The organism is Bradyrhizobium sp. th-b2, from assembly GCF_000426785.1.
Lineage (GTDB): Bacteria > Pseudomonadota > Alphaproteobacteria > Rhizobiales > Xanthobacteraceae > Bradyrhizobium > Bradyrhizobium septentrionale.
In genome coordinates, this window is sequence record NZ_AUGA01000025.1 from 16,249 (window position 1) to 39,794 (window position 23,546).

Here is a 23,546-nt window from a genome sequence, read left to right on the forward strand (position 1 = left end):
CGAGTGGACAACCGGATCGGGCGACGTGGTCTGGCGTCCCCCGATCATGGCTCGAAGCGGCGAGCGCAGCTTGCGGCGCTAGCGCGCCTTGAAGTTCCCCGCGTCGCGCGATAGTGCGGCCGGGCGCGCGTCACGCCGCCGGGCACTCCAGCCATCGAGATCGTCTTGCTCACGCCTGTCCTCCTCTACGGTATCCCGCTCGACTTCCTCCTGTTCGCGCTGACGCTGCTCGGCGTCGCGATCTTCCATCACCACACGCTTGCCGTTGCGTTGACCGGCCTGACGGCGATCGTTGCCTACAAGCTGTTGTTCGCGGGCTTCGCGAAGTTCGGCGCCGGCTTGCCTGGTCTTGTGCACCACATGGAGCATGAGTGGGTCACGCTCGCGAACCTGTTTCTGCTGCTGATCGGCTTTGCGCTGCTGTCGCGCCATTTCGAGGAGAGCCGCCTCCCCGACAAGATGCCGGCGCTGCTGCCCGATGACTGGAAGGGCGGCCTGATCCTGCTCGTGCTCGTGTTCGTGCTGTCGGCCTTTCTCGACAACATCGCAGCCGCGCTGATCGGCGGCACCGTCGCGCGCCACGTGTTCCGCGGCCGGGTGCATATCGGCTACCTCGCCGCCATCGTTGCCGCATCGAACGCGGGCGGCTCCGGCAGCGTCGTCGGCGACACCACGACGACGATGATGTGGATCGACGGCGTCAGCCCGCTCATCGTCGTCGACGCCTATGTCGCCGCCATCGTCGCGATGCTGGTGTTTGCGGTGCCGGCCTCGCTGCAGCAGCATCGCTTCTCCCCGATCGTGAAGGACGCGCCGTCCGGCCTGAAGATCGACTGGGCGCGGGTTGCGATCGTGGCGGTCATCCTGCTCGCTGCGCTCGCGGCCAATGTCACCGCCAATCTGAAATTCCCCGCGCTGCTCGATGCACTGCCGGTGTTCGGCCTCGCCGTCTGGGCCGCGATCCTGCTGACCTCGCTGCTGCGCCGCCCGGACTGGTCGGTGATGCCCGAAACGTTGAAAGGCACCGTGTTCCTGCTGGCGCTGGTGACGGCGGCCTCGATGATGCCGGTCGAGGAGCTGCCCGCGGCATCATGGCAGACCGCGCTCGGGCTCGGCTTCGTCTCGGCCGTGTTCGACAACATTCCGCTGACCGCGCTGGCGTTGAAGCAAGGCGGCTACGACTGGGGCTTTCTCGCCTACGCGGTCGGATTTGGCGGCTCGATGGTCTGGTTCGGCTCTTCCGCGGGCGTCGCGGTCTCCAACATGTATCCGGAAGCCAAGTCGGTGGTCCGATGGATCACCCAGGGCTGGCCGATCATGGTGGCCTACGTCGTCGGTTTCTTCGTGATGCTCGCGCTGCTCGGCTGGCACCCCGACGCGCCGCATTGAGCACGCCGGCTCCGCCCTACCCCGCCCGCGCCGCCCGGCGCGGCGATTGCGGCAGCTGGCCGCAGGCGCGCGGCTGTTCACCAACCTGCTCTCGCTAATGTGGAATTTGCTATGCTGCATTGCACAATGAACTTACGTCAAACTTGTGGAAAAGCGAGACAAATCCGTTGACATTGCTAAACTCCGTTTGTCGTAACAACTTATGGAGCGTCGCATGAGTGTTAGTGCAGAAGTCCTCGCCCGCGCCCCGCTGGAACAGTTGCAGGGCGAAGTCGACACGATGAATTCGCATCGACCACGCAGCAACATTCGGCCTCTCTCACCGATGCCGGACTACGTCGAGCACCGCAACGGCGTCAACGAGGTGGGCAAGCTGTCGGCCGAGGCGGTGGTGCGCGAATACGAAGCGGCGGTGAAAGAGATCGAGGCCCTTGGAACGGAACTGCAATTGGCCGCCAAGAACTGCGAGGCAATGGTGGCAGGCGTCCATGACATGATCGCGGAAATCAAGGAATTCGCCGCAGGTTACCGCGATCAGGGCAAGCGTTTCTTCCTGCAGATCGAGGCCGTGGCGTTGATGACCACGGAGGTCAGGGATACCTGCGAAGCACTCAAGAAGAAGATCGCGACCGACACATTGAGCTAGCGATATTTCGGCTGGGGCACGTTTCGTGCTCAGCGCTTTCGTGGATTTCTGCGATCGTGGGCTGATCCTGCGTGCGGTGGCTGCGCTATTCCGGCGCGGCGGAACTGCTAGTTCTGTTCAAAATTAGGTCGTTCAACATCTTGCCCCGCTTCGGCGGGGCTTTTGTGCTGTGAGGGCAATCTCTGCGCGCGGCGAGTCCTCAAATTGGCCGGACCGCCGCCAATGACCGATTTAACGCGCGTCAGGTGCACGCTCGGCCATGTCCGTTGCCGGAGGCAAAGCGGATATCGCGGACCAGCGGTCGTTAAAATCCGTAGCCGGGAGCGTGTCCGCGCCGGAGGCGACAACGCCGTCGGTCCGGGAAGCGTGCGACCTCATCGTAGCGGCGGTTGCCGTGACAGCTAGCAGGGCGACAGCCACGAACCCGGTAATCGTTCGATGCTTTGTCATTAGAACCTCCTCGGGTCCCCAATGCCCACTCAAGGTAAGTCACGGGAACCTTCGCGCTGGTTCATCAGTACAAAAATATCATCGATCGTGTGAGATCGGACAACGAGCTTGTCCCAAACTCAATTGCCTCTGCCGACAGCGCCGATGAATTTGGCGCCTACCCCACCCTGGCGGCCCGGCGCAGCGATTGCGGCGGCTGGCCGAAGGCGCGGATGAAGGCGCGGCGCATCCGCTCGGGATCGCGGAAGCCGGTGATCTCGGCGACGCGCTCGATCGCCTCGCCCGACGACTGCACTCGCTGCCGCGCCACCTCGATCCTGAGCCGCTCGACCGCTTTCGACGGCGTGGTGCCGGTCTCGGCGATGAAGGCGCGGGTGAAATGCCGCGAGCTCATCCCGGCCTTGTCGGCGAGGTCCTCGACCGTCAGCGGCGCGTCGAGATGCTCGCGCGCCCAGGCGAGCAGCGGCCCGAACCGTCCGTTCGGCGTCTTCAACTCCAGCAGCGAGGAAAACTGCGACTGCCCGCCGCTGCGCCGATGATACAGCACGAGCTGCCGCGCGGTGTTCTGCGCGATCTCGTCGCCGTAATCCTCGGTGATCATCGCGAGCGCGAGATCGATGCCGGCGGTGATGCCGGCCGAGCTCCAGATATTGCCGTCGCGGACGAAGATCTGGTCCGGCTCGAGCTTGACCTTCGGATAGGTCTTCACGAAATGCGGCGTGCGGTGCCAATGCGTGGTGGCGCGGCGGCCGTCGAGCAGGCCCGCTTCGGCCAACACATAGGCACCCGAGCAGACGCTGGCGACCCGAATGCCGCGGTCCGCCATCCGCCGCACGAATAACAGCGTGGTCGGACAGGTCGCCGCTCCGCCCACGCCCATGCCGCCCGAAATGATCAGCGTGGTGATCGCCGCCGACGGCTTGAGTCCGCGCGCGAGCATCTCGACGCCGGACGAAGAGCGCACAGGCCCCGGCTTCATCGCGATCGTCCTGATCGCCGGCGCGTTGTTGGAAAGGCGCGCGGCGATCTCGAAGGCCGATATCGGGCCGGCCGCGTCGAGCAGCTGGAAGTCCGGAAAGATCAGGATGCCGATCATCGCCAAATCCTCGCAAACGGCGTTACGTTCCGAATGGCCTTACGTCTTAAAATGAGGGAAATACGCCATTTTGGACGGAAGGCCATCATGGCATCGTGGTTCCGTCAAGCGCTATTTGGAGACTTCCGATGTCCGAACCCCTGCAGATTGGATTGCTGATCTTCCCGAAAGTCACCCAGCTCGATTTCACCGGTCCGCTGCAGGTGTTTTCGGCCGTCCCCGGCGCCAAGGTTCATCTGATCTGGAAACGGATCGAACCCGTTCCGACCGATTCCGTCATGGTGCTCACGCCGACCATGACGTTTGCCGATTGCCCGCAGCTCGACGTGATCTGCGTGCCCGGCGGGGCCGGCACCAACGACATGGTGGGCGACGAGGAGATGCTCGCCTTCCTGCGCAAGCAGGCCGCCGGCGCGAAGTACATCACCTCGGTCTGCACGGGATCGCTGGTGCTTGGCGCGGCCGGCCTGCTCAAAGGCTATCGCGCCACCACGCATTGGAGCGCGATCGATTTCCTGGCCGGCTTCGGCGCGATCCCGACGAAGACGCGCGTCTGCGTCGACCGCAACCGCTTCACCGGCGGCGGCGTCACGGCTGGAATCGATTTCGCGCTGACGCTAGTGTCGGAGCTGGTCGACCGCAAGGCCGCGGAAGCGATCCAGCTTGGGATCGAATACAATCCCGCACCGCCCTTCAATGCGGGCTCGCCCGACACCGCGCCGGCCGAGATCCTCGCTCTGGTGAAGGAGCGGATCGCGCCGTCGCAGACCCGCCGCACCGAACAGATGAACCGTGCCGCGGCGCGGCTGTCCTGACGCAGAGCCCTTTCCGTTCCGATGGAATCGGAACGGGCTCTGGATTCTTGTATTGACGCGTTTTCTTCACGCGAACCGGGATCCACTACGCTCGAAAACGCTTCAGGATCGCCGCAAAGAAAAAGGCCGCCCAGTTTCCCGGGCGGCCCTTCCTGTCTCACGGTAGCCTCACATTTGCGGGCGATTTCAGGACATCTGTACCGGGGGCCTATCTCCCGGCCGCATCCAACTCGGAGGCCGCTGCTTATCGGGACAGTCGCGATCTGGAGCCCGATCCGACGCGATGGTCTCCCATCTCCGTAAGATGGCTTCATTGAGCCGCGAACCCGTGCGCGACGCAAGCGGACATGTTCGGCTGCTGCCCGACTGTCCCCGCTGTTACCGTTGTCCACAGGCGCGCCATGGGTCGCCACGACGCGCGTGCGGTGCACGCGCGGCGTGACGCAGATGCACGTCAGAAACGGCAATGCGTGAAGGTTAGCTTCCCGGCGTCCAGGCGTGGTAGTCGCCGGTCGCCTTGGGGCGGCGGCCGCTCGCCAGCGTCGAGCCGGACGGACGGTAGGCCTGCGCGGTGCCGGTCATGTTCGGCAGGTGCGGCTTCTCCCATTCCCGCGCCGTGTAGGTCTCTTCGGTCGGGGGCACGTCGACGGTGTGATGCAACCAGCCGTGCCAGCCCGCCGGGATACGGGACGCTTCCGCGTAGCCGTTATAGACCACCCAGCGCCGCTCGAAATGCAGCGTCGGGTCGATCTCGCCGCCCTTGGTGCGATAGTAGCGATTGCCCTGCTCGTCCTCGCCGACCAGCTCACCGAATCGCGAGGTCCACAATTGCGTGCCAAAGGTCTGGCCGTTCCACCAGGTGAAGAATTTCAGCAGGAATTGTTTCATGCGTGGCCGGTCGTCGGTTCGAGGCAGTCAGGCTCTGATGCCACCTCAAACCCCAAATGTCCAGCCGTCGCCAAGGTAACCGCGCACTCCCCGAACGGACCCGATCACGAACCCGTTTGGCGACCAAATGACGCGGTCACGGGCGGTTTTGTTCAGCCACCATACATGCGCCGCCTGCCAAGCAAAGATGACGCACAATCAATGTGGAACGCAGGAACGTCCGACCGCAGAAATGGTTAGACATCACCCGTTTTGATGGAGTCGAAAATGATCAACCTGAAGGTTCTGAGCACTGCCGCGGCGCTGGCGCTTGCGCTGCCGATGGTGATGCCGAACGTCTCGTTCGCGCAGTCTGGTGCACAGATGGGCGCGATGGGCGGCGGTGGCGCGCGTGGCGGTGGCGGTGGCGGTGGCCACATCGGCGGTAGTGGCGGTGGCGGCGGCCATATTGGCGGCGGCGGCGGATTTGGCGGCGGTCGTGGCGCGGCCATGGGAGCCGGCCCGCGCGTTGGCGGCGGCGGCCAGTGGGCTGGTGGCGGTGGCGGTGGTCGCCAGTGGGCCGGCGGTGGCGGCGGGCGCTGGCAAGGCGGTGGTGGCGGTTGGCACGGCGGCTATCGCCGTGGCGGCGGCTACTGGCCGGGCGCGGTTGCCGGTGCAGTGGTCGGCGGCGCCATTGCCTCGGGCGCGTATTACGGCTCGGGCTACGGCTATGGCCCCGGCTATTACGATGACAGCTACGGTTATTACGATGAACCGTCTGTCGCTGTGGAAGCCGTGCCGAGTGGCGGCGATGCCAGCTACTGCGCGCAGCGCTACAAGTCCTACGACCCGGGCTCGGGCACCTATCTCGGCTACGACGGCCAGCGGCACCCCTGCCCGTAACCGCAGTCTGAACTTCCAGTTAGCAAAGGGCGGCGGCAACGCCGTCCTTTTTCATGTGCGTAAGATTCACGTGCGCAAGGCCACCGCGACGGCAGCGAACGTCACCACCAGCGCCGCGATATCGCTGGTGCTGAGCGGCTCGCGCAGCATCGCCGCTGCCGCCAAGACGCCGATGATGGGCACCAGCAGCGTGCCGATCGATGCGGTTGCCGCCGGTAGCCGTTCCAGCGCCGCAAACCAGCAGACATAGCAAAGGCAGAACTGGATCAGCGTCATGTAGATCATCGACGCCCAGCCGAACCGCGACAGCGCGACCAATTGCGGTTGCTCGATCAGGACGCCGATGATCGCAATCGGCACGCAGCCGATCGCAAGCTGCCAGGCCGCGAGAGACAATGGCGGCATCGCGAGCTTGAAGGACTTGGTCAGCACCGTGCCAAGCCCGACACACACCGCGCCCGCGAGCGCAAACAGAATGCCCGGCAACTTGCCGAGGCTTGCGTCGAGACCGCCGCCGCCGATCAGCGCGGCGATGCCGGCGAGCGCCACCGCAAGCGCGAGCGCGCGCGGCAGCGACACACGCTCGCCGAGCACCGGCCAGGCCACCAGTGCGACCCACACCGGGATCGTGATCCCGAGCACGGCCGCCTCGCTGGCCCGCAGCCAGATCAGCGCCAGCCCCATCGAGGCGACCCAGCCACCGATCGCCAGTGTCGAGACCAGCGCAAGCCGCCACCACATGCCCGGCGGAACACGCAGCGTATGCCCCCGCACGACCGCCACCAGACCGAGCGCGAGCGCGCCGACCACGCCGCACAGACCGCGCGAGGACAGCGGCGGCCACTCGCTCAGGAGAAATTTCATGATCGGGAAGTTGAGTCCCCAGCCGGTCGAGGCTACCACCAGGAATGCGAGGCCAAGCGGTGACAGCGGAGCGCGGCCGGCGGCTGGAACTGCGGTCATGGACCTGTCGTAAAGGGAATGGACAAATACAAGTGATGTGTCAGGGCTAGCTGGAAATCAGCTTGTCAGCAAACAGCATATGCATTCTATGATACAGACTTTCCGTCGCGGTTCCGCCTTAATCGGCAAACGGGCCAAGCGAGTCGCCGGCACGCGAGGCCATAGCAAGAGGATGCATCGTGCCGAGCGTTCTCGTGGTCGATGACGACCCGATGGTGTGCGTTGCCATCGAGGTCTGTTTGCAGCGCCAGGGCTTCGAGGTCACCGTCGCCGACGGTGGTGAGGCGGGCATGCGTGCGCTCGAGAACGGCACGTTCGACGTGATGGTGGTCGACGTCTTCATGCCGCATATGCGGGGCTTCGAGGCGATCCGGATCTTCCACGAGCGCGCCCCCGATATTCCTGTGATCGCGATGTCGGGCTACGCTTTCGCCAATGCCGACCGCGCGCCGGACTTCCTGCGGATGACGATCGAGCTCGGTGCGTCCGCCTGCCTGCGCAAGCCGTTTACCCCGCAGGCGCTGATTGCCGCCGTGAACGAATGTCTCGCGAAGTACACTCCTTCCGCTCGTCTTTCGAAGTAATTGCTCGTACTAATCGTCGATGGCTTCCCAACGTCTCATCCTCGGCAGCGGCCTTGCGATCCTTCTCGTCATCAGCGCGGCGTCGATCGGGCTGGACGTCAGGTCGCGCAGCGAGATTGATTCGGTCGAGCGCACGCTCAGCATCCTCAAGCGCATTTCGGATGCGCGGGCGCTGCCGCGCAGCGTCGAGAGCGCGGCACGCGGCTTCGCGCTGACCGGCGACGCGTCCTTCGCCGACGAATTCCGCGAGCAGAGCACAGCCCTCACCGCTGCCTTCGACGGCCTGATGGCCGCGGTGACGTCGGCCCCCGAAGAGGCGCAGCTGATCACGGGCACCAGGAGAGACGTTCAGCGCGCCATCGCGCTCGGTGCCGAACTGATCCGCTTGCGCAACGCGGGCGACACCGCCGGCGCCGCCGCGCTGATCTCCGCGGGTGAGAGCCGCGCGGTGATGGACAAGGTTGGAGCGGCGCTCGACCGCCTGGTCACCGAAGAGCGCCGCCTGCTCGGGATTCGCACCGGACAGTCGAAGACCAACGGACGGCTGCTGCTGGCGATCGACCTCGCCGGCGTGGTGCTGATCCTGCTGCTTGCGGTCGCGCTGACGCTCGCGGCCCGCCGTGCCAGCCGCGAATTGCAGGGCGCGCTCAGCGCGACCAAGGCCACCAATTTGTCGCTCGAGGGCAAGGTCGCCGAACGCACCAAGGATCTTGGCGCCGCGCTCGAAGGGCTGCGCCGCTCCACCTCGGTGATGGAAACCACCTTCCGCAGCATGGCGGAGGCGGTGCTGGTGATCGACAGCGCCGGCGTCGTGCTGCTCTCCAACCCGGCCGCCGAGAAGATGCTGCGCTACAAACCAGGCATGACGCTCCGGCAGCTGCGCGCGATGAGCAACGTATTCCAGTCCGACGGCGAGACGCCGATGCAGGCCGACGACATGCCCTCGGCCAAGGCGTTGCGCGGCGAGGAATTCGACGGGCTGGAATTCGTCGCCAAGCCGGTCCGCGGCGCCCCCCCGATTCACCTCGTGGTGTCGGGTTGCCCGCTGCGCGACGGCGACGACGCCATCACCGGCGCCGCGCTGATCTATCACGACATCACCGCCTCGCGCGAAACCGAGCACAAGCTGCAGCAGGCGCAGAAGCTCGACGCCATCGGCAAGCTCACCGGCGGCGTCGCGCACGACTTCAACAACATGCTGACGGTCATCACCGGCACCACCGAGACGCTGGTCGACAGCCTGCGCAACCAGCCGAAGCTGGCGCAAACCGCCGAACTGATCGACCGCGCCGCCGAGCGCTGCCGCGAGCTGATCCAGCATCTGCTCGCCTTCGCCCGCCGCCAGCCGCTCGAGCCGCGCACCGTCGACATCAACGGCACCGTGGTCGATATCGCAAAACTGCTGCGGCCGACGCTCGGCGAGCAGATCGAGATCGATTCGGTGCTCGCCCCCGATGTCGCCAGCGTCCATATCGATCCGTCGCAGCTTGCCAACTCGCTGCTCAACATGGCGATCAACTCGCGCGACGCGATGCCGAACGGCGGCAAGCTGCTGTTCGAGACCAGCAACATCGTGCTCGACGACGCCTATGCTGCGACCAACCCCGACATCACGCCGGGCCGCTATGTGCTGCTCGCGGTCAGCGACACCGGCACCGGCATGTCGCACGCGGTACAGGACAAGGTGTTCGAGCCGTTCTTCACCACCAAGGAGGTCGGCAAGGGCTCCGGCCTCGGCATGAGCATGGTCTACGGCTTCGTCAAGCAGTCCGGCGGCCATATCAAGATCTACAGCGAGGAAGGCCACGGCACCACGATCAAGCTCTATCTGCCGCCTGCCCGCGGCCAGGTCGAGGCGACGGCGCCGGAGCCGGAGCCGGTGCGGCGCGGCAGCGAAGTCATCCTTGTGGTGGAGGACGACCAGCTGGTGCGCAACTACGTGGTCACGCAGCTTGGCGCCCTCGGCTACAAGACCATTGCCGTGCCCGACGCCCGCGCCGCGCTGGCGCTGGTCGACAAGGGCGAGAAGTTCGACCTGTTGTTCACCGACGTGATCATGCCCGGCGGCATGAACGGCCGCCAGCTCGCCGACGAAGTGAGAAAACGGCGGCCCGGCCTCAAGGTGCTCTACACCTCGGGCTACACCGAGAACGCGATCGTGCATCACGGCCGCCTCGACGAAGGCGTGCTGCTGCTCGCAAAGCCCTACCGCAAGGCGCAGCTCTCCAGCATGCTGCAGCAGGCGCTCGGCGAGTGATGCGACGCCTCGACCTCTCCTCGGTTGCGGCAGGGCGATCGCAGGGGTGCACTGCCAAAATATCGAAAACAACCCCATGCAAAGGAGCCGACGGCCGCCGACGTTCGCCACGGTGCCTCGACACGAGGGGCTAAATCAGCGACATTTTTCCGTTATTCAGAAATCATGCAGACACCCTTCACCTTGGGGCTGTCGCATATTGCATTTGCGGACTTCTGCAACTGACGTTGCCACGTCGTCATGGCCGGGCTTGTCCGGGCCATCCACGTCTTCTTTTGCTCAGAGGCCAAGACGTGGATGCCCGGCACAAGGCCGGGCATGACGAGTTTGTGGCGCAGAGCGAGACGCAGCTACCGCGTCGCCAGCGCGACGCCGGCGAGCGTGAACAGCAGCGCGGTGATCTGGATCGGCCCGAGCGGCTCGCCGAGCGCGACTGCGGACGCCACCACGCCGATGACCGGCACTGCCATGGTGCCGATCGCCGCGACGGAGGCCGGCAGGCGGGCGAGCGCGGCAAACCAGGCGACATAGGCGACGCAGAACTGGATCAGCGTCGAATAGACCAGGAGCCACCAGCCGACCGTCGTCACCCTCTCGATATGCGTGGTCTCGATCAGGAGGCCAACGATTGCGATCGGCACGCAGCCGAGGCCGATCTGCCAGGCCGCGGCCGGGATCGGCGGCATCACCAGCGGGTATTTCTTCGCCAGCACCGTGCCGAGCGCAAAGCCGAACGCGCCGCAGAGCGCCATGATGATTCCCGGCAGCTTCTCCTTGCTCGCGGAAATGCCGTTGCCGCCCATGATCGCGGCAAGTCCCGCGAACGCCATCACCAGTGCGATGGTCCGCAGCAGTGTCGGCCGCTCGCCGAGCACCGGCCAGGCCAGCAGCGAGGCCCACACCGGCATGGTGTAGGCGATCAGCGCGGCCTCGCTCGCCGGCAGCCAGAGCAGCGCCAGCCCCATCAGCACCATCCAGCCGGTGACGTTGAGCGCCGCATACAGCACGAGCCGCGGCCACAGCCGGGGCTCGACATGCAGGCTCTGCGCGCGGATCACGGCCAGCAGCGCCAGCAGCACCGCGCCGATCACGCCGGTGGTGCCGCGCAGCGTCAGCGGCGGGAGCTCGCTGAGCAGGAATTTTGTAGACGGCCAGTTGAACCCCCAGCCCACCGAAGTGATGGCGAGGAACATCAGGCCGGCGGGCGCAAGGCGCGGCCGCGCGTGAGGCTTCTGGTCTGTCATGGAACCCGGCGGGGGATGTGAGTCGGCCGCAGCTTGCCCGCGATCTTGTCGCCCGACCATCACGCCCCTGACATGCCTGATCCTTAGTTTGCCCGTAGCCCTACGTGAGTCCCTAAAATTCAATCCGGGACGGCGAATAAAAACTTCGCCTGTGAACAGCGGGGCGAAACTCCAATCCACAGGCGGAGCGAATTTTTTTGGCTTGGGAATCCCTGAGGACTCACCGATAGTTGGCTCGATCACAGGCGCGGCACCGACCCCTGTTATCCCCCTCCATCCACCATATTTAGTGTTTGATTCAGAAACTCGTACTAGTCCTTGACGGGTGAGACGGACATGGCCTAGTTTTCAACCTGTTCGGCGCGAGTGTGTTTGGGTTCCCGCCGGTCGCTCCCACAAGGGTACCAAAATGACCACTCCGCCAGGCCTTCGGGCCGCGGGTGAAGGACTTGTCTGCCCTGATTTTGGGCCGAGTCTTTTGGGCCAGGTTGGGGACGACAAACGGGCCGAGAAGGACCCGGAAACAGAGGCCGGAACCGGCCCGCAAGAAGCGTACGCGTGACGTGTCGCGTGAAGCGTTTTGGGGCGTTGAATGCATGACCCGGAGGGCCCGTAACGTCGGGATCCGCGCCGGGATCGTGCCGCCGCAGGGCCGGATCAAGCCGGACCCCTCGCGGATGAGAGAACAGGCCGGGTCCACCGGCTGAGCTGCGGATGACGGGAGGCGTGCTGACGCGTTTTCCCTGAGTCCGCGAACAGATAACATTCCGGCAACCTGCGAAAAACGTGGGACCGGGCAGAAGAAGAGACGGGGCTCGACCATGCAAATCGATCGGCGCAATACCACCAGCGGACAATCACCCTATGCCGGGATCAATTTCCGCCTGACCACATCAGAGATCCGCAATCCGGACGGCTCGGTCGTGTTCCGCGCCGAGAACGTCGAGGTGCCGGATTTCTGGTCGCAGGTCGCCTCCGACGTGCTGGCGCAGAAGTATTTCCGCAAAGCCGGCGTTGCCGCGCGCCTGAAGAAGGTCGAGGAAGAGACCGTGCCGTCCTGGCTGTGGCGTTCGGTGCCCGACACCGAGGCACTCGCCCTGCTGCCCGAGAACGAGCGCATCGTCGGCGAGACCTCGGCAAAGCAGGTGTTCGATCGCCTCGCCGGCTGCTGGACCTATTGGGGCTGGAAGGGCGGCTATTTCTCCACCGAGGAAGACGCCCTCGCCTTCTTCGACGAGCTGCGCTTCCAACTGGCAAAACAGATGGTCGCGCCGAACTCGCCGCAGTGGTTCAACACCGGTCTCCATTGGGCCTATGGCGTCGATGGCCCGGGCCAGGGTCACTACTACGTCGACTGGAAGACCGGCAAGCTGACGAAATCGAAGTCGGCCTATGAGCACCCGCAGCCGCATGCCTGCTTCATCCAGGGCGTCGGCGACGACCTCGTCAACGAGGGCGGCATCATGGACCTCTGGGTGCGCGAGGCGCGCCTGTTCAAGTATGGCTCCGGCACCGGCTCCAACTTCTCCAGCCTGCGCGGCGAAGGCGAAAAGCTTTCCGGCGGCGGCCGCTCGTCCGGCCTGATGAGCTTCCTCAAGATCGGCGACCGCGCCGCGGGCGCAATCAAGTCGGGCGGCACCACCCGCCGCGCCGCCAAGATGGTCGTGGTCGATGCCGATCACCCCGATATCGAGACCTATATCGACTGGAAGGTGAAGGAGGAGCAGAAGGTCGCAGCTCTCGTCACCGGCTCCAAGATCAACCAGAAGCACCTCAAGGCCGTGATGAAGGCCTGCGTCAACTGCGAAGGCAGTGGCGACGACTGCTTCGATCCCGAGAAGAACCCTGCCCTGCGCCGCGAGATCAAGCTCGCGCGCCGCAGCCTCGTGCCCGACAACTACATCAAGCGCGTCATCCAGTTTGCCAAGCAGGGCTACAAGGACATCTCGTTCGACATCTACGACACCGACTGGGATTCCGAGGCCTACCTGACCGTCTCCGGCCAGAACTCCAACAACTCGGTCTCGCTGAAGGACGACTTCCTGCGCGCTGTGGAAACCGACGGCGACTGGAATCTGGTGGGACGCACCACCAAGAAGGTGACCAAGACGCTGAAGGCCCGCGACCTCTGGGAGAAGATCGGTTACGCCGCCTGGGCCTCCGCCGATCCCGGCCTGCACTTCAACACCACGATGAACGACTGGCACACCTGCAAGGCGTCCGGCGACATCCGCGCGTCCAATCCGTGCTCGGAATACATGTTCCTGGACGACACGGCGTGCAATCTGGCGTCGGCCAACCTGCTGACGTTCTACAACACCTCGACCAAGCGGTTCGATATCGAGTCCTACGAGCACCTCTGCCGGCTCTGGACCATCGTGCTGGAAATCTCCGTCATGATGGCCCAGTTCCCGTCGAAGGCGATCGCGGAGCTGTCCTACGAATTCCGCACCCTCGGCCTCGGCTTTGCAAACATCGGCGGCCTCTTGATGACCATGGGCCTGCCCTATGACAGCAAGGAAGGCCGTTCGCTCTGCGGCGCGCTGACCGCGGTCATGACCGGCATCTCCTACAAGACTTCGGCGGAGATGGCGGCCGAGCTCGGCACCTTCCCGGGCTACAAGAAGAACGCCGCGCACATGCTGCGCGTGATCCGCAACCATCGCCGCGCTGCGCATGGTGAAAGCCGCGGCTATGAGGCGCTCGCCGTCAATCCGGTGGCGCTCGATCACGCCTCCTGCCCGCAAGCCGACATCGTCACCCGCGCCAAGCTCGCCTGGGACGACGCGCTGGCGCTCGGCGAGGTCAACGGCTACCGCAATGCCCAGACCACGGTGGTGGCGCCGACCGGCACCATCGGCCTGGTGATGGATTGCGACACCACCGGCATCGAGCCCGACTTCGCGCTGGTGAAGTTCAAGAAGCTCGCCGGCGGCGGCTACTTCAAGATCATCAACCAGGCGGTGCCGGCCGCACTGCGCGCGCTCGGCTATCGCGAGAGCGAGATCGCGGAGATCGAGGCCTACGCCGTCGGCCACGGCTCGCTGTCGAATGCGCCCGGGATCAACGCCTCGACCTTGAAGACCAAGGGCTTCACCGATGAGGCCATCGCAAAGGTCGAAAAGGCACTGCCGACCGCGTTCGACATCAAATTCGCCTTCAACAAGTGGACCTTTGGCGAGGATTTCATTCGCGACACGCTCGGCATCGGCGCCGAGGCGATTGCCACCCCCGGCTTCGACCTGCTCGCCGCGGTCGGCTTCACCAAGCGCGAGATCGAAGCCGCCAACGTGCACATCTGCGGCGCGATGACGGTGGAGGGAGCTCCTCACCTCAAAGCCGAGCACTATCCGGTGTTCGACTGCGCCAACCCGTGCGGCAAGATCGGCAAGCGTTATCTCTCGGTCGAGAGCCACATCAGGATGATGGCGGCTTCCCAGCCGTTCATCTCGGGCGCGATCTCCAAGACCATCAACATGCCGAACGACGCCACGGTAGAGGACTGCAAGTCCGCCTATCTGCTGTCGTGGAAGCTGGCGCTGAAGGCCAACGCGCTCTACCGCGACGGCTCGAAGCTGTCGCAGCCGCTCAACTCGCAGCTCATCTCCGACGATGAGGACGAGGACGATGCGGTCGAGGCACTCTACGAGAAGCCGATGGCGGCGCGTGCCGCCCAGGTCTCGGAGAAGATCGTCGAGAAGCTGGTCGAGCGCATCATCGTGATGCGCGAGCGCGAGAAGATGCCCGATCGCCGCAAGGGCTACACCCAGAAGGCTGTTGTCGGCGGCCACAAGGTCTATCTGCGCACCGGCGAATATGACGACGGACGGCTCGGCGAGATCTTCATCGATATGCACAAGGAAGGCGCAGCACTCCGCTCCTTCATCAACAACTTTGCGATCGCGGTTTCGCTCGGTCTGCAATACGGCGTGCCGCTGGAAGAATATGTCGACGCTTTCACGTTCACGCGCTTCGAGCCCGCGGGTCCGGTGCAGGGCAACGACTCCATCAAGTATGCCACCTCGATCCTCGACTATGTCTTCCGCGAGCTCGCGGTGAGCTATATGAGCCGCTTCGACCTCGCCCATGTCGATCCGAACGAAAGCGGTTTCGACGCGCTCGGCAAGGGCGTCGAGGAAGGCAAGGAGCCGGATGAGGCCCCCACGCACCAGGCGACGAAGTACGTGTCGAAGGGCTTGACCCGTTCGCGCACCGACAACCTCGTCGTCATGCGCGGCGGCTCGGCCGCAGTCAGCGGCAACGCCGACAACGCCCCCGCCGGCGGCAGCCGCGTCACCGCGCTGGCCCCGCACGGCGCAACCGCCCGCGGCGTCTCCGACACCATCGAAGGCGCCGTCGCCCTGAAGCAGGAGGTCAGCCACGACCTCTCGCCAACCGAGAAGCTCGAGGCGCTGAACTGGAGCAAGGCCGGCACCGCCGCGGCAGCAGCTCCGTCCAAGGCCGAGCGCCGCGCCGAAGCGAAGGCCAAGGGCTACGAAGGCGAGATGTGCTCGGAGTGCGGCAACTTCACGCTGGTGCGGAACGGGACCTGCATGAAGTGCGATACGTGCGGAAGCACGACGGGGTGTTCGTGAGGAATATAACGCAGCACATCGGACTGCAGATCAACCCCGCCGTCAAAACCGGCGGGGTTTTCGTCCTTGCAGCGCATGAATCCCCAGATCGCCTCATCCCAAGGGAAAAGCAATCCTCGACCGAGACCTACAGCTTTGCCTCGGTCCCCGCTCGACAGGCACCGTCACCCGAACATCGGGAAACGACGAAACGGAAGGCTACGTTACGGCCCATTTCCGATACGCATCGACATCGTAACGCGCCGACTCTAGCAGAGCACACATCGCGTTGGTCATCTCGGTCAAAACCTCGGGGTCTGACAAGAGAACATCGTCTACATCGACAATGGAGCTTACACGGCTAGCCACTTTTTCCGCCAGTGAGCACTCGTCAGGAGCGGTCGCTTTTGCTGCCGCAAGCTTGATCGGGTCATTTGTTGGGATGTGCGTCGGCTCGAACCGAATAGCTATTGAAACCATAACCGACAGCGGGCACCTCGTCTCCGGCAGCGTTGAGCGGATTAGCCGAAGGCGCACTCCGCCGCACGGCGGCTTACGCTCCGTCAATTCGCCCTATTTACCTCACGCCGCCTTCGCTTCCTTGTCTGCCGGCGCCGTTTCCATCGCTCGCATGTAGAGATCGAGCAGGGATTCGCGTTCGTCGCGCTCGTCCTGGTCCTGTTTGCGCAGCTTGATGATCTCCTTGAGGATCTTCACGTCGAAACCATCGCCTTTCGCCTCCGAAAAAACTTCCTTCTTCTGCTCGCTCAATTCCCCGATTTCAGTGTCGAGGTTCTCGATCCGCTCGACGAAGGAACGAATTTTTCCGCCGGGAATGGTGATGTCGGACATGGTGCCTCCTTGCTGAATGAGGCCGTGAAAATGAAAGCAAAGAGATGACCAATGTCTTAACCCACGCGACCGCTGCGGCGTGTTCATAGCTGAGGTATTCTTGTGACGACGATGCGATCGCATCATCGCATGCGAAACAAATCGCTCAGGCGTCATCAGACACGCGCAACGTGATCCGGGTCAATTCGGACGGGCGGCCGAGCCGCAAGGCAAAACCCGGCCATAGCGCGGTGCCGTTGTTGACGTAGAGCGTCATCCCGTCGACGTCGTAGCGGCCCGAGACGAAGCCGGCGTTGGCGCGCGCGGCCAGGCGGTCGATCCCCAGGATCAATCCGCCATGCGTATGTCCGGAGAGTTGCAGGGCGACGCCGAGCCGAGCGGCGTTGCGTGCGTCGCTCGGCTGGTGGTCGAGCAGGATGACGGGCGCGCCTTTGGGGGCGCCGTCGATGACAGCGGCAAGGTCGCGGACGGGATGCCCCCTGCGGCGCGACGCGCGGTCGGTGATGCCTGCGATCACCAGCCTGCCGCCGCCGCGTTCGAGAACGACGTGCCTGTTCTCGAGCGAGCGCAGGCCCAACGCGGCATAGTGCGCCATCCATACGTCGTAGCCGAAGATATACTCGTGGTTGCCAGAGATCACGTAGACGCCGTCGGTGGCCTTCAGGTCCCGCAAAGGCTCGACGTCTTTGCGCCGCGCATCGACGGTGCCGTCGATCAGGTCGCCCGTGATCGCGATCAGATCCACGCCGAGCTTGTTCGATCGCGCGACGACGGCGCGCGCCCACGGCGCAGGAAACAGCCGGCTGATGTGAAGATCGGTCAGTTGCAGGATGGTGTAGCCGTCGAGCTGTGGCGGAAGTCCGCGGATGCCGACTTCGACGTCTTTCAGCGGCGGAATCCGCATGGCCTGATGGACGCCGATCGCGGCGGCTGTGGCCGCAAGCGCAGCAAGCGCGTAGCGGACGCCGTCAGGCGCGCCCACGATGCCGCCATGGATCAGCGCGGCGACCAGTAATCCGGCATCGAGCGCCAGTTGCAGCAACGCCAGCAGGACGATCGCACCGAACGCCCAGTTGAAGAGGACGACCACCGGACGTGGAAACTCCGGCGAGAATTCCGATCCCGACGACAGTCTGTTCCAGCGGTGAAACTGCAAGGCGACCAGCACGAGCACCGCGGCGACGATCTTTGCCGGGAGCGGCCAGTCGAGCGGCCAGATGAAGCGGGCCAGAATCAGCAGACTGGTCAGGCCGAAGATGAGCTGGGGAATCGGTTCGCTCCGGATTGGATCGGTGGGGCTGTGTGGTGGGCGCTCAGCGAACGTAGGGTGGATCGGCTGCAGGCGTAAGCCGCCATCGTCAGCACGTTTCGGCGAGTTGCGCTTCGCTGAAACACCCCGCGCGCTTTGCGGTGGAGCAAGGCTGACGCCGCCGCAGCCGTCCGCCCCGGCAAAGCCGACGGCCGCGTTGAAGCTTTGGTGGAGGTCTCCAGGCACCCTCCCCGCCGGCGTCATCAAGCGATCCTCCCGAAATAGAACTTGAACATCGCTCATTTTCTTGATCTATTATTGAACAATGTTCATTTTTGACGGAACCGGCGATGCAAACCACCTCCTGGACGGACGGATCGATTGGGGCCAACCGGCCCGTGAAATCGTGGATCAAATACGCCCCGACGATCGTCACGACAGGTGCGATCGTGATCCTCGCGCTGCACGGACGCATTGCGCAGCCGGCCGGCTACAACGATTTCGCCGACCGGTCAGTCATCTCAGGCATTCACCACGCAGCCGATGTGTTTTCCAACACAGGCTTCGCGCTGGTCGCCCTCTGGGGCTGGCTGGCGCTGCGCCCCCGGCGCAACAGCGATCAGCTTCGCGCCGGATGGCCCGGCTACCGCTTGTTCCTGATCGGGCTGTTCCTGACCGCCTTCGGGTCCGCGTACTATCACCTCGACCCCGGCAATGCCCGCCTGATCTGGGACCGCCTGCCGATCGCGCTTGCTTGCGCCGGCCTGCTGGTCGGCGTCCGCGGAGACACAAGGCCCGGATTGAAGACCGAACTCGAAGCGATCGTGCTCGGGCTTTTTGCTGTCGCCAGCGTCGCATGGTGGGTCTTCACCGACCAACATGGCGCGGACGACCTGCGGCCGTATCTGTTGTTGCAGGTGCTGCCGCTCATCCTGATCCCGCTATGGCAGTCGATCTATCGTGCTCCGCGCGCCGATCGCATCGCTTTCGCCGCCGCGATGGTGCTGTACGTTCTGGCCAAGATCACGGAGGTGCTCGACCATCAGATCGCCGGCACGCTCGGCTTCGTCAGCGGACACACCTTGAAGCATCTGATCGCGACGGCAGCCACGGCCGCCGTCGTCTGGGGGCTGACGCGGCGTTTCTCCGCCGGCGGCCGTCGGTTGAACGACGCGGCGAGCTGAGCCTACGCGTCGGCCAGCGCGACAGCCGCTGAAACGCCAGCCGGCTCCACGCGCCGGTTGTTCTCGTCGACGATCACCACGCGCGGCCGAAACCGGCGCGCCTCCTCGGCATCGAAGCCGGCATAGGCGACGATGATCACCTTGTCGCCCGCCATCGCCAGGCGCGCGGCGGCGCCGTTGAGGCCGATGGTGCCGGAGCCGGCCGGCGCCTCGATCACATAGGTCGAGAACCGCGCACCGGTGTCGATGTTGTAGATGTCGACGCGTTCGTTGATCAGGAAGCCGGCGGCCTCGATCAGATTGCGGTCGATCGAGATCGATCCCTCGTAGTGCAAGTCCGCTTCGGTGACACGCGCGCGATGAATCTTGCCCTTCATCAAAGTCACTTGCATCGAGGCCATCCCGTATCGTTGCGTCGGAATTTTCGTGCTCGCCAATACGGGCCTCACGACGCCGGGTCAATCGTCGCGGTGCGACGGCGCGCCGCGCGTGCGGCGTTGCATCGATACGATTATCCTGAGATTGCGGATCGCTGTGGTGGGAATGGGCTACGGATCGCAACGATCCGAGAACGATCGCGCTGCAGATCCGCGATCAGGGAGCAGATTCTTATCTCGCAATTCCTTGGCAGGCAGCGAGCGAAAGGCGGATTGGCCCGGGGAACGCGCGTTGTGCGGCCCCGTTGGCCAACCCGCCCTGTTCGTTGTCCTCAGCGCGTGGAGCGTCCGACCGTTTCGGTCTGGCCCGGCGCGGTCGCGGTCGTGACCTTGCGCGGCGTCAGCACGCTGCGTTGATGCGGCGTGGCCGAATTCGCCACCGCCGACTGCTGCTGGACACCGGCCGCACCAAGCAGCTGGACCTGCACGGGCGAGATCGGCAAGCCCGCCTTTTCATAGGCCGGCAGCTCCGCCGCGCCGGCGGTCACAGCGGTCATCGCGACAATAGCGGCCGCGATGGACAGAGAGATCTTCTTCACGTCACTTCTCCTCGATAGCATTGGAATATCGAGCTAATGCTCGATTTGCTGCACCGCAATACCATACATGACGCATTGCACAATTTTGTGATGATGGATGCAAGTGCATCGAATCGCATGACAGGCGCGGGTCGCCGCCCTGTCGGCACAGCGCGTGACGCGAACAGGGATCGGCGCGCTGTGCTGCGCGACGTCGACGCGCAGCGCGCTTTTGCGATCGACACGATGATCACGCCACGCGACGGACGACGATTTGACATCGATGTCGTCGCGCAACGCTGCCAGTCGATCACCGATCGGGCTCGGCAGATTGACCCGCTCAGCGACACTATCCATATGGGACGGACGAACCGGCTGATATCGGCCGCTTCGCCCTCACCCGGACACAGCCTGATACCACCGGCCTCGTCCCCCACGCACCGCCTGTTCCGGAGCTCCCGTGACCGCACTGTCCATCCTTGATCTCGTCCGCGTCACTGAGGAGACCGATGCGCGCGGCGCGCTGTACAACGCGCGCGATGTCGCCGTGCATGCAGAGGCGCTGGGCTATCGCCGCATCTGGGTGGCCGAGCACCACAACATGGCGGGTATCGCGAGCGCCGCGACGTCGGTCGTGATCGGGCATATCGCGGCGGGCACGAAAACCATCCGGGTCGGCGCCGGCGGCATCATGCTGCCGAACCACGCGCCCTACGTCATCGCCGAGCAGTTCGGCACGCTGGCGCGGCTGTTTCCCGATCGTATCGACCTCGGGCTCGGCCGCGCGCCGGGGACGGATCAGCTGACGCTGCGCGCGCTCCGCCGCACGCCGGAATCCGCCGAGAATTTTCCGCAGGACGTGCTTGAGGTGCAGGCCTTCCTGGCGGCCGCCGGTCCCAACCAGCGCATCCAGGCGGTGCCGGCCGCGGGCACCGACGTGCCGCTGTGGATTCTCGGTTCGAGCAATTTTGGCGCAATGCTGGCCGGCGAGCTCGGCCTGCCCTACGCCTTCGCCTCGCATTTTGCTCCCGAGCTCCTCATCCAGGCGCTGCAGATCTACCGTGCCCGCTTCAAGCCGTCGGAGCAGCTCGAGCGCCCCTACACCATGGTCGGCGTCAACATCATCGCCGCCGACACCGACGCAGAAGCGCGGCGGCTTGCGACCACGCAGCAGATGTCGTTCACCAATATCTTCCGCGGCGCGCGCGGCCTCAGCCAGCCGCCGATCGACGACATCGAGACCTACTGGTCGCCATCGGAAAAGGTCCAGGCGATGCGGATGCTGGAGCGCTCCATCATCGGCTCGCCCGACACAGTGCGTGCCGGGATCGACGCGCTGGTGGCAGAGACCGGCGCCGACGAGCTGATGATCGTGTCCGATGTCTACGATCACCAGAAGCGGCTGCGGTCGTTCGAGCTGATCGCCGAGGCTGGCGGAATCAAGGCCGGCGGGATCAAGGCCGCCTGACCTCCTCACGCGCCCGACCGCTGCCGCTTTGGCGCAGCAGCGGTTCAGGTTCGCGTCCTGCTCAGTGAGCAGCGGCAGTTTGCGGCACCGCGTGCTTCGCGCGGTTGTCCAGGCTAAAAGCGCCGGCGCCGAACGCCGTGATCTGCAGCAGTCCGCCCGCCATCATCACGTTCTTCAGGAAATGAATCATCTGGTTCTGGTCGGCGAAATTGCTGTGGAACGCGACCGCGGCCGCGACCGAGAACACGGCGAGCGCCAGCGCCACGGCGCGGGTCTGATAGCCGGCAATCAGCAGCAGGCCGCCGCCGAGCTCGACGGCAACCGCCACCGCAAAGGCCAGCGGCGGGAACGGCAGGCCAACCGCGCTGATCATGCCGGTGGTGGCTGCATACGCGCCGAGCTTGCCGAGGCCGCTCATGGCGAACGGCAGGCCGATGAGAAGACGGCCGGCGAAGGGAAGATAAGTGGTAGCGCTCATGGTCGTGTGTCCTTGTTCGGGTGAATGAGTGCGGCGAGCGCCTTCCGTGGCCCCGCCGGTCGCGAACCGCTTTGCTGTCCGCTTCCCCCTCGTTATCGCCCTGCATCGGCCGATCGATTAGTCGGCCAGTTTCAGACGGATCGTTCCACCAGGAGAACGATCGCGCCGGACCGGCGAACCGATGCCGCCCCGGGCGACGGGCCGGATCGCGCAAAATCGTTCAGGCAGTGGAACGCTGCGTCTGACAAACGCCGGCTAATGCGGCCGATCGATCGTCCCTATAACGCTGTGCATCGAAGGAGACGGACCATGTGCGACATCCTGAAGAACAACCTGATCAACGCCCTGCGCAGTTTCCAGCACGCTTGTCTGACGCCGGTGATCCGGGACGATGACGACGACGATGGCGACATCGCAACGCCCAAGACCAGCCTGGACGATGGCTGGTGAAGCCGCGACTAGGCTCTCGCACCGGCCACAGGCCCGCCGGCACGGCCATAGCGGCGCGGAGATCGGCGGAGCATTAGCGTCCGCTCCGATGCCTGTCGCGCGGCGTTGCGGCCGACGGCAGCGATTCGGCGTTGAAAATCGAAGGGAACTATGATGCGGATGGATGTTCTGGTCCCGCCCGATACGGGCGGAATGGAGCCGGTAGCGCCTCCCATGCGGGACTTCAACGATCTCTATTTCTTCGCGGCGGTGGTCAAGCACGAGGGGTTTTCGGCGGCGGCGCGCGCGCTCCGCCTGCCGAAGTCCAGGATCAGCCGCCATGTCGCGTTGCTGGAGGAGCAGCTCGGCGTTCGCCTGATAGAACGCTCGACCCGTCGCCTGAGCATCACGGCCGTCGGCCGCGACGTCTATCGCTACGCGCAAACCGTGGTCGATGCCGCGGAGGCCGTCGATGAAGTCGCCTTGCGGATGAAATCCGAACCGCAGGGCCTGGTCCGCATCGGTTGTCCGGTCGGCGTGCAACGGGCGCTGGCGCCGAAATTGCCCGAGCTGTTCGCCAAATATCCACGCCTGCGGGCGCAATTCCTCATCACCAACCGGCCGATCAACCTGATCGAGGAGCAGGTCGACGTCGCCATTCGCATCCGCGACAGCCTCGATACCGACAGTGAGATGCAGATGCGCAGGATCGGGACCACCCGGAGGATTCTGGTCGCGAGCCCGGCCTTGCTGAGGGAGCACGGGGCGCCCAAGACGGCAGGCGATCTTGCAGGGCTGCCAATCCTCGATGCCACGGAAACGCCGGGCCCGCGCACATGGGAGCTTTCGGGCCCGCGCGGGCAAAAGGCCTCGGTCGCGATCGAACCGAAGGTTTCAGCGGGAGACTTCACCATTCTCATCCAGGCGGCCCAGGCCGGGATCGGCATCGCGCTGCTGCCCGAACTTGAATGTCAGGGCGCACTCGGCGAAGGCAGGCTGGTCCGCGTTCTGCCGGACTGGAGCATCAAGGACGGCATCATCCATCTCGTGTTTCCGTCCCGGCGCGGCATGTTGCCCGGCGTTCGCGCCACCATCGATTTTCTGGCCACCGCGCTCAAGGCCCAGATCTAGTCCGGTGTGGCG

21 protein-coding genes are annotated in these 23,546 nt (G+C 64.8%); 12 read left to right on the forward strand and 9 right to left on the reverse strand.

The window, feature by feature from the left end:
* The first annotated feature begins 165 nt into the window (after positions 1-165).
* Both K359_RS0127380 and K359_RS0127385 read left to right on the forward strand, forming a co-directional pair.
* Complete coding sequence (locus K359_RS0127380) at positions 166-1,389, forward strand: SLC13 family permease (RefSeq protein ID WP_029082180.1); 1,224 nt, start codon at positions 166-168, stop codon at positions 1,387-1,389.
* Between the two features lie 202 nt (positions 1,390-1,591).
* A complete protein-coding gene (locus K359_RS0127385; protein ID WP_245284732.1) occupies positions 1,592-2,035 on the forward strand; it encodes a hypothetical protein in 444 nt (147 codons plus the stop codon).
* A 607-nt stretch (positions 2,036-2,642) separates the two neighbouring features.
* Here the strand turns inward: K359_RS0127385 and K359_RS0127395 are convergent.
* Complete coding sequence (locus K359_RS0127395; protein WP_029082183.1) at positions 2,643-3,581, reverse strand: GlxA family transcriptional regulator; 939 nt, start codon at positions 3,579-3,581, stop codon at positions 2,643-2,645.
* 128 nt (positions 3,582-3,709) lie between these two features.
* Between K359_RS0127395 and K359_RS0127400 the strand changes: the two genes are divergently transcribed.
* Positions 3,710-4,396: a DJ-1/PfpI family protein gene (locus tag K359_RS0127400; protein ID WP_029082184.1), complete on the forward strand. Its 687-nt coding sequence runs from the start codon at positions 3,710-3,712 to the stop codon at positions 4,394-4,396.
* A gap of 477 nt (positions 4,397-4,873) precedes the next feature.
* Here the strand turns inward: K359_RS0127400 and K359_RS0127405 are convergent, their stop codons facing one another.
* A complete protein-coding gene (locus K359_RS0127405) occupies positions 4,874-5,284 on the reverse strand; it encodes an NADH:ubiquinone oxidoreductase subunit NDUFA12 (protein ID WP_029082185.1) in 411 nt (136 codons plus the stop codon).
* A 255-nt stretch (positions 5,285-5,539) separates the two neighbouring features.
* Between K359_RS0127405 and K359_RS0127410 the strand changes: the two genes are divergently transcribed.
* Positions 5,540-6,166: a BA14K family protein gene (locus tag K359_RS0127410; RefSeq protein WP_084518525.1), complete on the forward strand. Its 627-nt coding sequence runs from the start codon at positions 5,540-5,542 to the stop codon at positions 6,164-6,166.
* A 66-nt stretch (positions 6,167-6,232) separates the two neighbouring features.
* Here the strand turns inward: K359_RS0127410 and K359_RS0127415 are convergent, their stop codons facing one another.
* A complete protein-coding gene (locus K359_RS0127415; protein ID WP_029082187.1) occupies positions 6,233-7,129 on the reverse strand; it encodes a DMT family transporter in 897 nt (298 codons plus the stop codon).
* Positions 7,130-7,308: 179 nt separating this feature from the next.
* On the opposite strand from K359_RS0127415, the gene K359_RS0127420 reads away from it, so the two are divergent.
* Positions 7,309-7,713 carry a response regulator gene (locus tag K359_RS0127420; RefSeq protein WP_029082188.1) on the forward strand — a complete coding sequence of 135 codons (405 nt, stop codon included), beginning with the start codon at positions 7,309-7,311 and terminating at the stop codon, positions 7,711-7,713.
* Positions 7,714-7,732: 19 nt separating this feature from the next.
* A complete protein-coding gene (locus K359_RS0127425) occupies positions 7,733-9,970 on the forward strand; it encodes a CHASE3 domain-containing protein (protein WP_029082189.1) in 2,238 nt (745 codons plus the stop codon).
* 350 nt (positions 9,971-10,320) lie between these two features.
* Here K359_RS0127425 and K359_RS0127435 read toward each other — a convergent pair whose 3' ends face one another.
* Positions 10,321-11,214, reverse strand: coding sequence for a DMT family transporter (locus K359_RS0127435; protein ID WP_029082190.1), 894 nt, complete (start codon positions 11,212-11,214; stop codon positions 10,321-10,323).
* 821 nt (positions 11,215-12,035) lie between these two features.
* Between K359_RS0127435 and K359_RS0127440 the strand changes: the two genes are divergently transcribed.
* The gene (locus K359_RS0127440; RefSeq protein WP_029082191.1) at positions 12,036-15,809 is read left to right on the forward strand and encodes a vitamin B12-dependent ribonucleotide reductase; all 3,774 of its coding nucleotides are present in this window, start codon (positions 12,036-12,038) and stop codon (positions 15,807-15,809) included.
* Between the two features lie 561 nt (positions 15,810-16,370).
* On the opposite strand, the gene K359_RS0127450 is transcribed toward K359_RS0127440, so the two are convergent.
* Positions 16,371-16,640, reverse strand: coding sequence for a DUF2312 domain-containing protein (locus K359_RS0127450; protein ID WP_029082193.1), 270 nt, complete (start codon positions 16,638-16,640; stop codon positions 16,371-16,373).
* A 145-nt stretch (positions 16,641-16,785) separates the two neighbouring features.
* A complete protein-coding gene (locus tag K359_RS0127455; protein WP_029082194.1) occupies positions 16,786-17,910 on the reverse strand; it encodes a metallophosphoesterase in 1,125 nt (374 codons plus the stop codon).
* A 329-nt stretch (positions 17,911-18,239) separates the two neighbouring features.
* Here K359_RS0127455 and K359_RS53155 point away from each other — a divergent pair, with 329 nt between their 5' ends.
* Positions 18,240-19,073, forward strand: a complete 834-nt coding sequence (locus tag K359_RS53155; protein ID WP_051346443.1) for a hypothetical protein — start codon at positions 18,240-18,242, stop codon at positions 19,071-19,073.
* Between the two features lie 2 nt (positions 19,074-19,075).
* Here the strand turns inward: K359_RS53155 and panD are convergent, their stop codons facing one another.
* Together panD and K359_RS53165 are read right to left on the reverse strand one after the other, a co-directional pair.
* Positions 19,076-19,465, reverse strand: a complete 390-nt coding sequence (gene panD / locus K359_RS53160) for an aspartate 1-decarboxylase (RefSeq protein WP_051346452.1) — start codon at positions 19,463-19,465, stop codon at positions 19,076-19,078.
* A 317-nt stretch (positions 19,466-19,782) separates the two neighbouring features.
* On the reverse strand, positions 19,783-20,049 hold the full coding sequence (locus K359_RS53165) for a hypothetical protein (protein WP_035977225.1): 267 nt from the start codon (positions 20,047-20,049) through the stop codon (positions 19,783-19,785).
* A gap of 36 nt (positions 20,050-20,085) precedes the next feature.
* Here K359_RS53165 and K359_RS61580 point away from each other — a divergent pair, with 36 nt between their 5' ends.
* Positions 20,086-20,511, forward strand: coding sequence for a hypothetical protein (locus K359_RS61580; RefSeq protein WP_156928690.1), 426 nt, complete (start codon positions 20,086-20,088; stop codon positions 20,509-20,511).
* Positions 20,489-21,496 (forward strand): LLM class flavin-dependent oxidoreductase, encoded by a 1,008-nt coding sequence (locus tag K359_RS0127480; protein WP_029082196.1) that lies wholly within the window; start codon positions 20,489-20,491, stop codon positions 21,494-21,496. Before K359_RS61580 ends, K359_RS0127480 begins: the two co-directional genes overlap by 23 nt.
* Before the next feature lie 61 nt (positions 21,497-21,557).
* On the opposite strand, the gene K359_RS0127485 is transcribed toward K359_RS0127480, so the two are convergent.
* Positions 21,558-21,974: a DoxX family protein gene (locus K359_RS0127485; RefSeq protein WP_029082197.1), complete on the reverse strand. Its 417-nt coding sequence runs from the start codon at positions 21,972-21,974 to the stop codon at positions 21,558-21,560.
* A 309-nt stretch (positions 21,975-22,283) separates the two neighbouring features.
* Here K359_RS0127485 and K359_RS61585 point away from each other — a divergent pair, with 309 nt between their 5' ends.
* Positions 22,284-22,424 (forward strand): hypothetical protein, encoded by a 141-nt coding sequence (locus tag K359_RS61585; protein ID WP_156928691.1) that lies wholly within the window; start codon positions 22,284-22,286, stop codon positions 22,422-22,424.
* Between the two features lie 159 nt (positions 22,425-22,583).
* Complete coding sequence (locus tag K359_RS53170) at positions 22,584-23,534, forward strand: LysR family transcriptional regulator (RefSeq protein WP_165123417.1); 951 nt, start codon at positions 22,584-22,586, stop codon at positions 23,532-23,534.
* Positions 23,535-23,546: the final 12 nt, after the last annotated feature.